Below are 12,761 nucleotides of genomic sequence, written 5' to 3'. Positions count from 1 at the left end.
ATACACGTAAAGCGTAGTTGAAGCTGTTATTTCATCACCTGCTGATTTCATATCACCAGTCTTTCCGGATCCAGTGTAATAATAATTATCCGCTGACAGAGCTGGCAGAGTATAGCTGTCGCAAGCTGTAACATTTGCAGGGGCATCTGGTGTCGGAAGAGGATTTACAGTTATTAGTGCAGCATCTGAAGGAAGACTATTTGAACAAATTCCACCAGGAACAGAAATCCTAGCTCTAAAATATGTGGATTCAGACAATGGTCCGTGAGTGTATTTCTCTAATGCTGATGTTGAAGGAATACTCGTCCAGGTTCCATTTTCTTTGTTGGTATTTTGGGGATCGTAATCAGTTGAATATTCCCATTCTACAATAGAACCTTTATATGAGCTTAAAGTTAATTGTCCTGGGGTATCACCCGCGCAGATTGTTTGGTTTGGTGTAACCTCGCCAGCTAGAGCCACTGTGAGCTCGAAAGTACCCGAACCACAGATGGTAGACCGAATTGCTCCACCACTTACAGCGACATATTTTCCAATCTTTATTACACCATTAGGGTCGCATACATTAAATCCAATGGCATCAAAAGAGAATGAAATTTCAAAAAACTTTCCATCGGCGGGGTCGTAGTCTCCGGCAGCACCATAAATGTCCAAAGAGCTAATGTCAAGTTCTGTCAATTCGTTCTTACTGGTTATATCATATTCATAAGCTGCGAAAGTTCCGTCACCAGCATTGATTTCGAAGACGTAACTAACGCCAGGAACTGGAAAATCAGGCTTCAGGTCAGTATCCACTTTTAAGCCTGTTTCGGGATCACCATCGGTATCAACGTAGATTCTAAATAGTGCAGCGCCATTATTCCCGTTGTAAAATCCAAGCTTTACTCCAAGCGGTCTTCCATTGGTAGCTGTAACTAACATTGCCCATACCTGTGCAATATCACAGGTACTGCTGGCTGGTTGTATTTCATCGTATTCAGTTTTCGCATCGGCGTATTCGGCACTTGAATAATTTCCATCAACAGAAAGAAGACCTTGTCCATTTGTTGTAACTGCTGCTAGCATCAAAATTCCCATCAACAGCACCGGTAGTACTGTGCGGGATGGCTTTAAAACGAGGTAAAGACTTTTCATTTTCACGAGTTTTTAAGGTTTATGTTTTATTTTGGTTTTTTTTGAATTGGTTTAATGAACTCCTTGTCCGATAGATTGAAATTCAACCTTGTGCGCTCTTTTTTTATTCAAATTATGGCATAGCAAACCTCTTCAGCACTAACTGTGCTGTTCTCTGCGGGTAAGTTTTACTGTTTTTTGTTTGGCTGCTAAAGGTGGAATCCCGATTTGAGCAGGGGGCGTTTAAGTGCTTGGGTTAAGCCAGCCAGTGGCTTCTTAGCCATTGATTAAACTTCCCTGGTGGGATTAGCAGGCATTTAGATGTGCTCCTTTTTATCCGGGACCAGCCTGGGAAGTCATCTTTAACAGGATGATCAGGAGCGTTATTTTCCCAGCATGTTTTTAGAGGTAGAATTTTTATTCTTCCATAAGCGTTTTTTGTCAGATTATTGGAATTGACAGATTGAGTCAAACAGGGCAGAATTACTGCTGTACGTTTTGTAGAAGATTAAACGCATCGAATAGTACTTTTAGAATCAGTCAATTTTCGGCACAACATCTGCTTCAGCGAAGCAGTTTCAGACATTCGGACTTTTTCCGTCTATCATCACTTAATCTTTTTCGATATCCGATTTAGGATCACCACATTCCGGAGATTTTATATGAACCAGTTTTAGAAAGAAGTAATATTTGCTTTTAAAATTCCGGAATTAAAAGTTATGTCTATTTCGAGTTAAAGGCAATCCGGAAAATTACGGATAAAACAAGAATGTAGCCCTTTCTTCATTTGGCTTACCAAATGGTTGTTTTTGGCAATCAAAATAGTTATTTGAATGAGCTAAACGGTTCGTGTTTTTGGCCTTTACACTGTTTTTTTTCGAAATTTATATGTCTTCTATGTGGGTGGAAAGTTCTCTTTGTTGAACTTCCTCCTATTTGGTTTAGAGCTGCAGGTTTAATCATGACAGGTCGTAAGCGATCATAAGATAAAGGCTATCTCTGACTATTTTCAGACCGATAGCATGGGAGAAAGCGTCATTGTTTATTTCTTCCCGATTGCCCGGATCACCGCTGCTTTTCCCTGGTGGAATTCCCCTGCTGGCGCGCTTTTGTAAAGCGTGCCTGTTTGCAGAAGCAAAGAACCTTTAGCAAGTTTTAATGATCAAATTAGTTGGAATGAAAAGCATATTTTTGTTGATTTTGAAAACCAGAGCTTCAGTTTGTATTTCTTCAGTCATTTTCATTTCCTGCCTCTTACTGGTTGCGACAGGTTCGCCAATTCTGGGTAACCCAGTTCTGAAAGATTCGACCTTTCCCATCGGTACGATCATCTCGTGGGCCGGACTCATTGCGCTGTTAAATACAACCTACCTTGTTTTCAATAAAAACGGTTATTCGCATCAATCAAGCTTCAGATTACTCCGGTTGGCATTCCAAAGTATGCTTATTTTGGCATCCGCCTGGGGGCTTATTGGTTTTCTTTTGGCCGGTAACTGGGCTTTTACATTTCAAAACCAGGATGAGTTCAGAGGCAGTATCGAAGCATCGCAATATTTCGTGGCATACACGGTCGCCATCGTGTTAGTTCCTGTTTTCCTGCTTCTTGTTGCCTGGTTCACATCTCCCGCCAGCGCGGATTTGTAATCCCACCCTTCGATTTTACCCCTTCCGTTGAGTGCAACGGGTAACACAAGCTGTTGCACGAATTCGGTCGCAAAAGCGGATAAGCTACATTTTCAGGTAAGCTTACACATTGAAAGAATAACTACAGCACATTCCAAGATGTAAAATCCACCTGTCCCTCGTCTGAGTGCCAGCGCTCAAATGAGGGGACGGGGAACAAATAAGCGGTCCGGGGAAGTGAGAAAAAGGAAAAACAGAACAGCCCTTTGTCTAAACAATGCGAAGACAAGGGGCTCTTTCGTATTTAGAATTGACCTAAATAGCTGCGCGATTCCCCGAAATGAAAAACAAAGAAGCTTATTCATTCGTATCAGCATGCATACCTCGCATTATTCGACACTATTGAATCGTTGAAAATGACCCCACTATTTTGAGAGACTTATGATTGCCTTCGTAAACCCCAAAGGCAAATTAACTAATCACTATTGTATCGGATTCAAAAAAACCCAAAACGTTATGAAAAAAAATCTATCCCCGCCTTTTGTGACTCTCTTCTTTGTACTCTCCATTTTCATTTGGTCCTGTCAGGATAGTTATCTGCCTGATACACTTTCGGGCGATGAGCCCAGCTTGAAAAAAAAGACGATCGTAGATTTAACACCAAAAGAACAATTAGGGAAAGAACTGTTCTTCGATAAAATCTCGTCTCCGGATAAAATGTCCTGTGCCGACTGTCACGGTCCTGCTGTTGGTTTTACCGGCCCCGTTGCGGGAATAAATATGTTAGGATCTGTGTATCGGGGCGCTGTTCCACAACGCTTTGGTAATCGCAAACCACCAAGTGCAGCCTATGCTACTTTAAGCCCTGTTTTCTATTTTGATGAAGATGAAGGGATATTTGAAGGTGGAAACTTTTGGGACGGGAGAGCTACCGGTGAACATCTCGGTAATCCGGCAGCTGATCAGGCATTAGGTCCGTTTTTAAACCCCGTTGAGCAGAATAACCCATCAAAGGCAGCAGTTCTGATGCAGATTGCAGAGTCGAAATATGCCGGTCTTTGGGAAGAAGTTTGGGGCGAATCAATTGACTATAGTACTCCCGAAGAAATTAACAAAAATTACGACCGGGTTGGATTAGCCATTGCGGCCTACGAAGCTTCGGCCGAAGTGAATGCCTTCAGTTCTAAGTTTGATTATTACCTCGCGATGGGAGAAGAGGAAGGAATCCTAAATGAAGAGGAAATGTGGGGCATGGAATTGTTTAATGGAAAAGCCATGTGCTCTCTGTGTCATCCCAGCGAACCCGACGAGGATTGTGGCGACATGCCTGCGCTATTTACCGATTTTACTTTCGATAATCTTGGTGTGCCAAGAAATCCGGATAATCCGTTTTATTTAATGGACGAGGTTTATCTGTATGGTGGAACACCGATCAATCCGCAGGGAGCAGCCTGGATAGATCCCGGACTCGGTGGTTTTCTGGAACATCACCCAAATCCGGCCTGGCAAGCTATGGCTTCTGAAAATTGGGGCAAACACAAAGTGCCAACTCTTAGGAACGTCGGTAAAAGTTCGGGAAACGAATTCCCCAAGGCATACATGCACAACGGCGTTTTCAAATCGTTGAAGGAAGTCGTTCACTTTTACAACACCAGGGATGTGGAAAGCTGGCCTCCTCCTGAAGTATCTCAGAATGTTAATACCGACGAATTAGGAAACCTTGGATTGACTGACGCAGAAGAGGACGCCATTGTTGCTTTTATGGAAACACTTTCTGACGGGTATGTTGTCGCCGAATAAACGTGAAAAACGCAATAATGAACGATACGGATTGATTATCTCTGCAGTATTAAAAATCTGAAGAAACAGCGTGTAGCTGCATTCGTGGATTGAAAAGCCACCGTTTCGCCGAGTGTGTAAGTAAAAATTTACCGAGGGTTTAGCTTTCTAAAGCTGGACCCTTTTTGCAAGTATGACATCGTATCATGCCAGGGCAATTGGGGACCTTGATGTTTTGGACTATTCACCTATTTGGCCAACATCGGTCCTGATTACGTTGGCTTTCTTGTTCGTACTGCTCATGAAGCAACAGGAAATTACCTTTAAGAAAAAATTGGATTACTTAACTGTTTCAGGTTTAGTTCTTTTTGCCTATAGTTTCGGAACGGTTATACACATCAACTGTTATTATGACCATTCAGCAGCCGAACAGTACACCGCCAAAGTACTTGACAAAAGGATAAGTTCCGGAAAATCGACCTCCTACTATTTAAAGCTTTCGACATGGGGGCCGCAAAACGAAGTTGATGATGTAAGTGTCAGCAAAGCACTTTACAACCGAACTGAAGTTGGTACCGAAGTGAATATTTATTTTAGAAACGGTATTCTTGAAATACCCTGGTTTATAGTAAGAAACGAATAAAAAAGAACAGTGCCTTCGTTTGAGTGCATCGGTAACGATGGGGGAGTCATTTGATCGTTGGTAACCACATTGCGCCTTGGTTAGGGGACCGCTGGTTATTTCTTCCCGACAGCACGGATCACAGCTGCTTTTCCCATGTGAAATTCCCCTTCCTGTAATTCGGTTTCCAATAGTTCAACTTTTAAATTCGAAAGGGTGGCAAAATCTCCCTCCAGTTCTTCTTCAGACCAAAGCATGTTGATGTCTCTTGGGCCGCCGGTGTTGTTGTTGATTTGCTCTTTAGAGAAGGCTTCTGCAAGGAGGTAACCTCCGGGTTTTAGGAAGCTCAGGAATTTTTGATGGTATTCCCGGCGCATTGCTGCCGGTACGTGGGTGTAAATCAACACCAGGGCATCGAAGCTTTCGGCCGCGAAATTGGCTTCGTGGTAGGCTGCCAACTGGTAGTCTATTGCCACATTTTTTGATTTTGCCAGGCGTTCGGCTTTGGCTTTACCTTCGGAACTGCTGTCGAACGCGGTAACGTCCCATCCCAATTGTGCTGCGTAAACGGCGTTTCGGCCTTCGCCTTCACCCGGGAAGAGAATTTTCCCCGGCTTCAGCGTTTGTAATTCTTGTTTTACGAATTCGTTTGGTTCGGTGCCGTATACATATTCTTCGGCGGCAAAACGTTCGTCCCAGAAATTAGTCATGTAAAGCGTTTTTAAGTTTCAAGCTCCCTGTTGGTGCTTTTTGTATTTGTTGAATTGTTGAACCGGTGAACGATCAAATTGTTTGGAGCTGTCACCAATCAGCGGAAAGCGACAGCCGTTTTTTAACCGCAGACTAGCCCCTAATTTCCACTTTCGTTCTGACTGACCGGTGAGCAATGAGCATCGTCACTGAACCCCGGTCCTCCGTTTCCCTCCTGATGTTCCTGTTACTTCAGGGCGTTGTATAAAATTTCAACAGGGTGCAGGGCTTGTTTCCCGGTTCCTTCAAGGATGTGATGGCGGCAGGATGTTCCCGGTGCTGCAATGATTTCCTTTGCTGTTGCTTCGCGAACGGCCGGGAAGAGAATCATCTCACCGATTTTCATGCTCAATTCGTAGTGCTCTTTTTCGTAGCCAAATGAACCGGCCATACCACAGCAACCGCTCTTAATTTCCGTTACCTGATAGTTTGACGGTATTTCGAGCATTTTCCGGGTTGGGCCTGTCGAGGCAATGGCCTTTTGCTGGCAATGTCCGTGTAGCTTGATATCGGTTTTTTGGGTAGTGAAAAGGTGTTTGTTGATTTTCCCTTTTTCAAACTGACTGGCGATAAACTCATCGATGAGCAGCGCATTTTTAGCCAGCTCCCGGGCTTTGTCTTTTAGTTCGCCATCGACCAGGTCGGGGTATTCGTCGCGGAAGGTCAGAATGGCAGAAGGTTCAATGCCAACCAGTGGTGTTTTTTCTGTTACCAGGTCGGCCAGCAAAGCAATGTTTTCAGTCGCGATTGCCTTGGCGTTTTTCAGTAACCCTTTCGACAGAAATGTTCTTCCGCTTTCGCGGTGTTTGGGAATGACCACTTCGTAACCCAGTTTATTCAGTAATAAAATCGTTTTAATGCCGATATCGCTTTCATTTTCATTGGTGAATTCGTCGGCAAACAAATAGACTTTCCCGGTTGGAGCGCCATTAATTTCGGTTGGTTTTTTATACCATTTCCGCAAACTCAGTTTCGATAGTTTCGGGACCTGGCGCTGAGGGGCAAAGCCGATCGCTTTTTTAAACCAGTCGGCATTACTCATCCAGTTGGTTATGGGGCGGAAAGTCCGGCCAACTTTGTACAACTGGGGCAAATATGCGATTAGTTTGGTTCTGAGCGGGATGCCATGAATTTCGTAGTAATGCTGCAGAAACTCTGCTTTCAGCTTGGCCATGTCTACGTTTGACGGGCATTCAGCTTTACAGGCTTTGCAAGACAGACACAAGTCCATCACTTCGTAAATCTCTTCGTGGTCGAAGGGGTTGGCTTTGTCTGAACGGGTCAGGAATTCACGCAAGACATTTGCACGTCCGCGAGTGGTTTTATCTTCATCTTTTGTCGCCATGAATGTGGGGCACATGGTGCCGCCAATCAGGGAGCTTTTGCGGCAGTCGCCAGAGCCATTGCACAATTCGACGGCACGAAGCAAACCCTGCTCTTCTGAAAAATCAAAGGTGGTGTCAAACTCTTTTTGTTGGCCAATCAAATAGCGCAGGTTTTCGGTAATCGGCGGTGTGTCGATTATTTTGCCGGGATTTAAGATGTCGTTGGGGTCCCAGGTTTTCTTCAGTTTCTTGATGAGTTGATAGTTGTGATCGCCCAGCATGAAGGGAATGAACTCGCCGCGGAGGCGTCCGTCGCCGTGCTCACCACTCAGCGACCCGCGGTATTTTTTCACCAGTGCTGCAATCTCTTTGGCAATGGTGTGGTATAAGTCAACATCGCCTTCATCTTTCAGATTTAACAGCGGGCGCAAATGAATTTCGCCTGTCGCAATGTGCGCATATTTCACACAGCTTAAGCCATATTTCTCCAATATCTGATCGAACTCTTCCATGTAATCGGGCAAATATTCGGGTGCCACAGCAGTGTCCTCAATCACAGTTGTGCTGCGTTTGTCTCCGGGAATATTCGACAGTAAGCCGAGGCCTGCAGTTCGCAGCGCCCAAACTTTCTTAATGTTTTCCTCTCCCTGTACCAGCGGGAAATGATATCCCAGTCCTGCAATGCGTAAGTCGGCTTCCAGGTTGGCAGCGGTTTGCAGGAGTTCTTCCAGTGTTTCACAAGCGAATTCAATCATCAACATGGCTGCCGGATCGCCGGAAATGAAAAAGCGGTTTTTTCGCTGTTCAATGTTTTCCTTGGTGCAGTTCATGATGATATCATCCATTAGCTCAATAGCTGTAGGCTTGTGTGTCAGGGCAATGAGATTACCTTCGTAGGCTTCTTTTAAACTGGAGAAGTGCGCGCAAACCAATCCGTTGTGCGAGGGAGGAAGTGGAATTAAATTCAACTTTAATTTGGTTGAAAATGCGAGTGTTCCTTCACTTCCTGCCAGTAATTTGCACAGGTTTAAGTGCTCACCGTTTTCAGTAAAAGGATCAGACTCAAGCAAAACATCAATGGCGTAGCCGTTGTTTCTCCGCTTTACTTTCGGATCGGGAAATTCTTTACGGATTTGCTTTTGGTTGTGCGAAGTTGAAAGTGTTTCGTATATGTTTTGGTAAATCCGTGTTTCGAGTAAGCTTGGATCGGACATACATTTGGCCTGAAACTCGTCTTTTGTGATGGCTTTAAAGGTAACCGATGCCCCGTCGGAGAGGATACATTCCGCTTCGAGCAGATGATCGCGTGCACTGCCGTAAACGAGGGAGTGCAGCCCGCAGGAATTGTTTCCGACCATTCCGCCGATACAGCAACGGTTAGCGGTCGATGTTTCCGGACCAAACTGTAAGCCATGCGGAGCGAGAAACTGGTTTAATTCGGCCAGGTTAACACCCGGTTCAACCCAAACCCAGTTCTCTTCGGGATTGAATTCAAGGATCCTGTTCATGTATTTCGAAATGTCGACGACGATCCCGGCGCCAACAACCTGACCTGCCAGCGAGGTTCCTGCTGCCCGGGGAATAACGGACGTTTCGTTTTCGCGTGCGTACGCCAGGATGAGACGGATATCTTCGGCATTCTTGGGTTTGCAAACAGCTTGTGGTATTTCCCGGTATGATGATGCGTCGGTGGCATAAAGGACGCGTTGGACATTTTCAGTAAATAAATCTCCGGTTAGCTTTTCTTTGAGCCGATTTAATGTTTCGATCTGATTCATAATTTTCGGAAGTGAATAAGAGCAAAGTTAACCATTTAATTTCTCGGAGTGGGAGCCTAAGCATGGAATTGTGGAAATGTAAAGTTTAAGAAAAATTAATATTGACCGAGAAAATCCGCAAACACTTAATAATGCAGTACAATCGATTGCACAGAGAGGTCGAATTTTTGACAGTTTTAGACGAAAAGCTTGATTTTTGACAGGTCTTGCAATTAAAATACTCGGTTTGGATAGGCGCAGGCTTTATTTTCTTTATTTTTGCAAGCAGTATCATTCAGCCTTAAAAAAACATTTACAGACTGACCGGTTTTTTTAAAAGTTTACCCTGTTTTACCCGTTGAAATTTTACCGATACGGTTCAACGTACCTGTATTTCCGGACAATTATTTCATCTCGGGACAAATTGGAAATTTAAGAAGGTATTATAAATATAGCTCTATACAAATGAAACTACTTGAACGTGTCATTAAAAATGCTCAGGAGTACCAAAAGAGAATCGTTCTTCCCGAAGGAACAGAACCTCGTACTTTGAGAGCAACCGAAATCATTTTAAAAGAAAATATTGCACGGATCACCCTTTTGGGAAATCCGGTAGAGATTGTGAAAGTCGCTGAAGAAATTGGTGTGAATATCAAAGGCGCTGTTTTGATCGATCCGAAGACTGACAGCCGTCGCGATGCTTATGCTGACTTGATGGTTGAAATCAGAAAATCAAAAGGGTTGACCAAAGAAGAAGCGTTGGATATGTTGAACGATCCGTTGGTTTTTGCTCCGCTGATGATTAAAAACGGTGATGCCGATGGCGAAATTGCCGGAGCCATCAATGCAACCGGCGATGTTTTACGTCCTGCTTTTCAGTTTGTAAAAACATTACCTGGTGTAAGCGTGGTATCAGGAGCATTCATGATGTTTGTTAACGACCCTCATTTTGGACACGATGGTGTTCTTGTATTTGCCGACTGTGCCGTTATGCCGGATCCCGACGAACGTCAGTTGGCTGAAATTGCTGTTACAACAGCTAAAACAGCCAGAGCGATCGTAGGAATGGAACCGCGTGTTGCCATGTTGAGTTTCTCAACAAAAGGTAGTGCCGCTCACCCGTTAGTTGATAAAGTAGCGAATGCAACCCGCATTGCCCGTGAAATGGACCCCAGTTTGAAAATTGATGGCGAAATGCAGTTAGATGCTGCTTTAATGCCAGAAGTCGCCAAGCTGAAAGCTCCTGACAGTGAAGTTGCCGGACGTGCAAACGTGTTGGTTTTCCCTGGTTTGGAAGCTGCGAATATTGGCTACAAACTGGTACAACGCCTGGCTGGTGCCGAAGCTATTGGACCTGTTTTACAAGGGATGGCTGCACCAATCAACGATTTGTCGAGAGGTTGTTCAGTGAGTGATATTGTTAATATGGTTGCTATCACTTCAAATCAGGCTGGTACTGAATTCGAAAAATAAGAAGATATGTCGAGCGAAGTAATATATGAAGCCATTGAAGAATTTGGCTTAATCAAAAAGGAAAAATCAAAGACCCTGTTTTCAAAAATAGGGATTGTTGGTTGCGGTATCGTGGGACAAAACATTGCCCGCGTTGCCAGTTTCTACGGAATTGAAGTTGTCTTTATTGAGGTTAACGAAGATAAAATTCGCGAAGCTTACCGGAATATCGGTAAAGTTTTGGACAACCGGATTGAACATTGGGGGTTGACTTCAGGTGAAAAAAGAGCCATTCTTTCTCGTATTAAAGGATCACTCGATTATAAAGATTTAGCCGGTTGCGATTTTGTTATCGAAGCCATTCGCGCAGTTGACCGTGGTGGAAAACTAAAGGAAAGAAAAGCAATCTTCAAGCAAATTGAGCAGGTTGTTGATGAAGACTGTATCATCGCCACAAACTCAACAACGATTGTAATTACCGAATTGTCTTCAGAACTGGTTCACAAGGAGCGTTGTGTGAGTATCCATTTCCTGATTTCTTCGGCTGAAGCAAGAATGGTTGAAGTTGTGAAAGGTTTGTACACTTCGGAAGAGTCATATGCAAAAGTCTGCAAGTTTGTTCAACTGATTAACCGCAAGGTTATTCCGGTTGAAGAATCAGCCGGATTGCTCGCTGTGCGGATGTTCGTTGTCATGCTGAATGAAGCCTGCGAAATGCTGATGGAAGGAATTTCAACTGTTGAATACATCGATAAAACCATGCATATTGGTTTCGGTATGCGAATCGGTCCATTTGAGATGGCTGATAAAATGGGACTGGACAAGATCGTCCGTTGGATGGACAACATTTACAACGAATTTGGCGATGTACGCTATAAGCCTTCTCCTTACATTAAACGTTTGGTTCGCGCTAAGCAATTAGGAGAAGTTACAGGAAAAGGTTTCTACGACTATGACGAAGAAGGAAACCGGGTTAGTCCAACCGATCAAAAATGCTAGTAAACCATTAGAAAATGAAGATTTTAGTACTAAACTGCGGAAGTAGTTCAATCAAATATCAGCTTTTCAATATGAATGACCGCCACGTGATTGCAAAAGGTGGTATTGAGAAGTTAGGCATGAAAGGGTCATTCCTGAAACACAAGACAGAAGATGGCAAAACCATCGTGTTTGAAGGTGAGATTCTGGACCACAAAGCCGGTGTTGAATACGTTCTGGGTATTCTGACCAGCGCAAAATATGGTTGTCTGAAAAGCTTCGATGAAATTGATGCCGTAGGACACCGTGTTGTTCATGGTGGTGAATTTTTCAGCTCCAGTGAATTTGTAACTGATGAAGTTATCGATGCATTGGTGAAATGTACCGCCTTGGCTCCTTTGCACAACCCGCCGAACATCAAAGGTATTGAAGCCATGGAAGAGCTCATCCCGGGTATTCCTCAGGTTGGGGTGTTCGATACGGCTTTCCACCAAACAATGGATGCAAAAGCCTACATGTACGGTATTCCTCATGTATTGTATGAGAAATATAAAATCCGTCGTTATGGTTTCCACGGAACAAGCCACCGTTATGTATCAGCACGTGCTTGCGAGGTTTCTGGTCGCGACTATAAATCAACACGAATTATTTCTTGTCACTTAGGAAACGGTGCTTCAATTGCTGCCATCCAAAATGGTGAGTCAGTTGATACAACCATGGGATTTACGCCGCTTGAGGGGTTGATCATGGGTACTCGTTCCGGTGATTTGGATGTTGGTGCTGCTACGTTCATCATGGAAAAAGAAGAAATTGGAATGAAATCTTTGAATACCTTGCTGAATAAGCATAGTGGTATGTTAGGGTTGACAGGCATTTCTTCAGACATGCGTGAAATCAAAGAAGCTGCCGACAAAGGGAACGAAAAAGCCAAGACAGCGATCGACATTTACTGCTATAAGATCAAAAAGTATATTGGTTCATATATTGCCGCAATGGGTGGAGTAGATATTCTGCTCTTCACCGGTGGAATTGGTGAATTTGCAACCTATGTTCGCGAGAAAGTTTGCTCTGAGATGGAATTCCTGGGTATTCAAACTGATACAGCTAAAAATGGCTCGGTCTATGGCGAAGAAGGAGTAATCAGTACAGCTGATTCAAAAGTAAGTGTCATGGTCGTTCCAACTGATGAAGAATTGATGATTGCCTTGGATACCGAAAAAATTGTCAACGAAAAAGTGAAAGCATAATACGGTAGTCTTCTTACATCTTGTAATCTAAGACAAAAGCTGTAATACTATTTAAAAATCCGATACGTGAGCGTATCGGATTTTTTGTTTTATAGCAGGAGACTTTGACTGAAAG

9 protein-coding genes are annotated in these 12,761 nt (G+C 43.7%); 6 read left to right on the top strand and 3 right to left on the bottom strand.

The window, feature by feature from the left end:
- The coding region (locus GJV22_RS13515) for a hypothetical protein (protein WP_163714374.1) at nucleotides 1–1,134 on the bottom strand (1,134 nt) is incomplete at its 3' end.
- Nucleotides 1,135–2,289: 1,155 nt separating this feature from the next.
- Here GJV22_RS13515 and GJV22_RS13510 point away from each other — a divergent pair.
- From GJV22_RS13510 to GJV22_RS13500, 3 genes are all read left to right on the top strand, one after another.
- The gene (locus GJV22_RS13510) at nucleotides 2,290–2,757 is read left to right on the top strand and encodes a hypothetical protein (RefSeq protein WP_163714370.1); all 468 of its coding nucleotides are present in this window, start codon (nucleotides 2,290–2,292) and stop codon (nucleotides 2,755–2,757) included.
- Between the two features lie 495 nt (nucleotides 2,758–3,252).
- Nucleotides 3,253–4,536 carry a cytochrome-c peroxidase gene (locus tag GJV22_RS13505; RefSeq protein ID WP_163714367.1) on the top strand — a complete coding sequence of 428 codons (1,284 nt, stop codon included), beginning with the start codon at nucleotides 3,253–3,255 and terminating at the stop codon, nucleotides 4,534–4,536.
- A 172-nt stretch (nucleotides 4,537–4,708) separates the two neighbouring features.
- Nucleotides 4,709–5,158: a hypothetical protein gene (locus tag GJV22_RS13500; RefSeq protein WP_163714364.1), complete on the top strand. Its 450-nt coding sequence runs from the start codon at nucleotides 4,709–4,711 to the stop codon at nucleotides 5,156–5,158.
- Between the two features lie 95 nt (nucleotides 5,159–5,253).
- Here GJV22_RS13500 and GJV22_RS13495 read toward each other — a convergent pair whose 3' ends face one another.
- Entirely contained in the window at nucleotides 5,254–5,847 is a 594-nt protein-coding gene (locus GJV22_RS13495) for a class I SAM-dependent methyltransferase (RefSeq protein WP_163714361.1), read from the bottom strand.
- Between the two features lie 227 nt (nucleotides 5,848–6,074).
- Nucleotides 6,075–8,990 carry an FAD-binding and (Fe-S)-binding domain-containing protein gene (locus tag GJV22_RS13490; protein ID WP_163714358.1) on the bottom strand — a complete coding sequence of 972 codons (2,916 nt, stop codon included), beginning with the start codon at nucleotides 8,988–8,990 and terminating at the stop codon, nucleotides 6,075–6,077.
- A 444-nt stretch (nucleotides 8,991–9,434) separates the two neighbouring features.
- Here GJV22_RS13490 and pta point away from each other — a divergent pair, with 444 nt between their 5' ends.
- From pta to GJV22_RS13475, 3 genes are read left to right on the top strand one after another with little or no spacing between them, the layout of a single operon-like run.
- A complete protein-coding gene (gene pta / locus GJV22_RS13485; RefSeq protein ID WP_163714355.1) occupies nucleotides 9,435–10,442 on the top strand; it encodes a phosphate acetyltransferase in 1,008 nt (335 codons plus the stop codon).
- A 6-nt stretch (nucleotides 10,443–10,448) separates the two neighbouring features.
- On the top strand, nucleotides 10,449–11,420 hold the full coding sequence (locus tag GJV22_RS13480) for a 3-hydroxyacyl-CoA dehydrogenase family protein (protein WP_163714352.1): 972 nt from the start codon (nucleotides 10,449–10,451) through the stop codon (nucleotides 11,418–11,420).
- 14 nt (nucleotides 11,421–11,434) lie between these two features.
- Nucleotides 11,435–12,646, top strand: coding sequence for an acetate/propionate family kinase (locus GJV22_RS13475; RefSeq protein WP_163714349.1), 1,212 nt, complete (start codon nucleotides 11,435–11,437; stop codon nucleotides 12,644–12,646).
- The last annotated feature ends 115 nt before the right edge of the window (nucleotides 12,647–12,761 follow it).

It is taken from the genome of Mangrovibacterium lignilyticum (assembly GCF_010882175.1).
Lineage (GTDB): Bacteria > Bacteroidota > Bacteroidia > Bacteroidales > Prolixibacteraceae > Mangrovibacterium > Mangrovibacterium lignilyticum.
Note: the sequence above shows the minus strand (reverse complement) of the source record. Positions and strands in the feature narration are given on the sequence as shown.

Coding starts and splice junctions, on each gene's coding strand:
- GJV22_RS13510 (WP_163714370.1), top strand. CDS start 2,290: ATGAAAAGCATATTTTTGTTGATTTTGAAAACCAGAGCTTCAGTTTGT.
- GJV22_RS13505 (WP_163714367.1), top strand. CDS start 3,253: ATGAAAAAAAATCTATCCCCGCCTTTTGTGACTCTCTTCTTTGTACTC.
- GJV22_RS13500 (WP_163714364.1), top strand. CDS start 4,709: ATGACATCGTATCATGCCAGGGCAATTGGGGACCTTGATGTTTTGGAC.
- GJV22_RS13495 (WP_163714361.1), bottom strand. CDS start 5,847: ATGACTAATTTCTGGGACGAACGTTTTGCCGCCGAAGAATATGTATAC.
- GJV22_RS13490 (WP_163714358.1), bottom strand. CDS start 8,990: ATGAATCAGATCGAAACATTAAATCGGCTCAAAGAAAAGCTAACCGGA.
- pta (WP_163714355.1), top strand. CDS start 9,435: ATGAAACTACTTGAACGTGTCATTAAAAATGCTCAGGAGTACCAAAAG.
- GJV22_RS13480 (WP_163714352.1), top strand. CDS start 10,449: ATGTCGAGCGAAGTAATATATGAAGCCATTGAAGAATTTGGCTTAATC.
- GJV22_RS13475 (WP_163714349.1), top strand. CDS start 11,435: ATGAAGATTTTAGTACTAAACTGCGGAAGTAGTTCAATCAAATATCAG.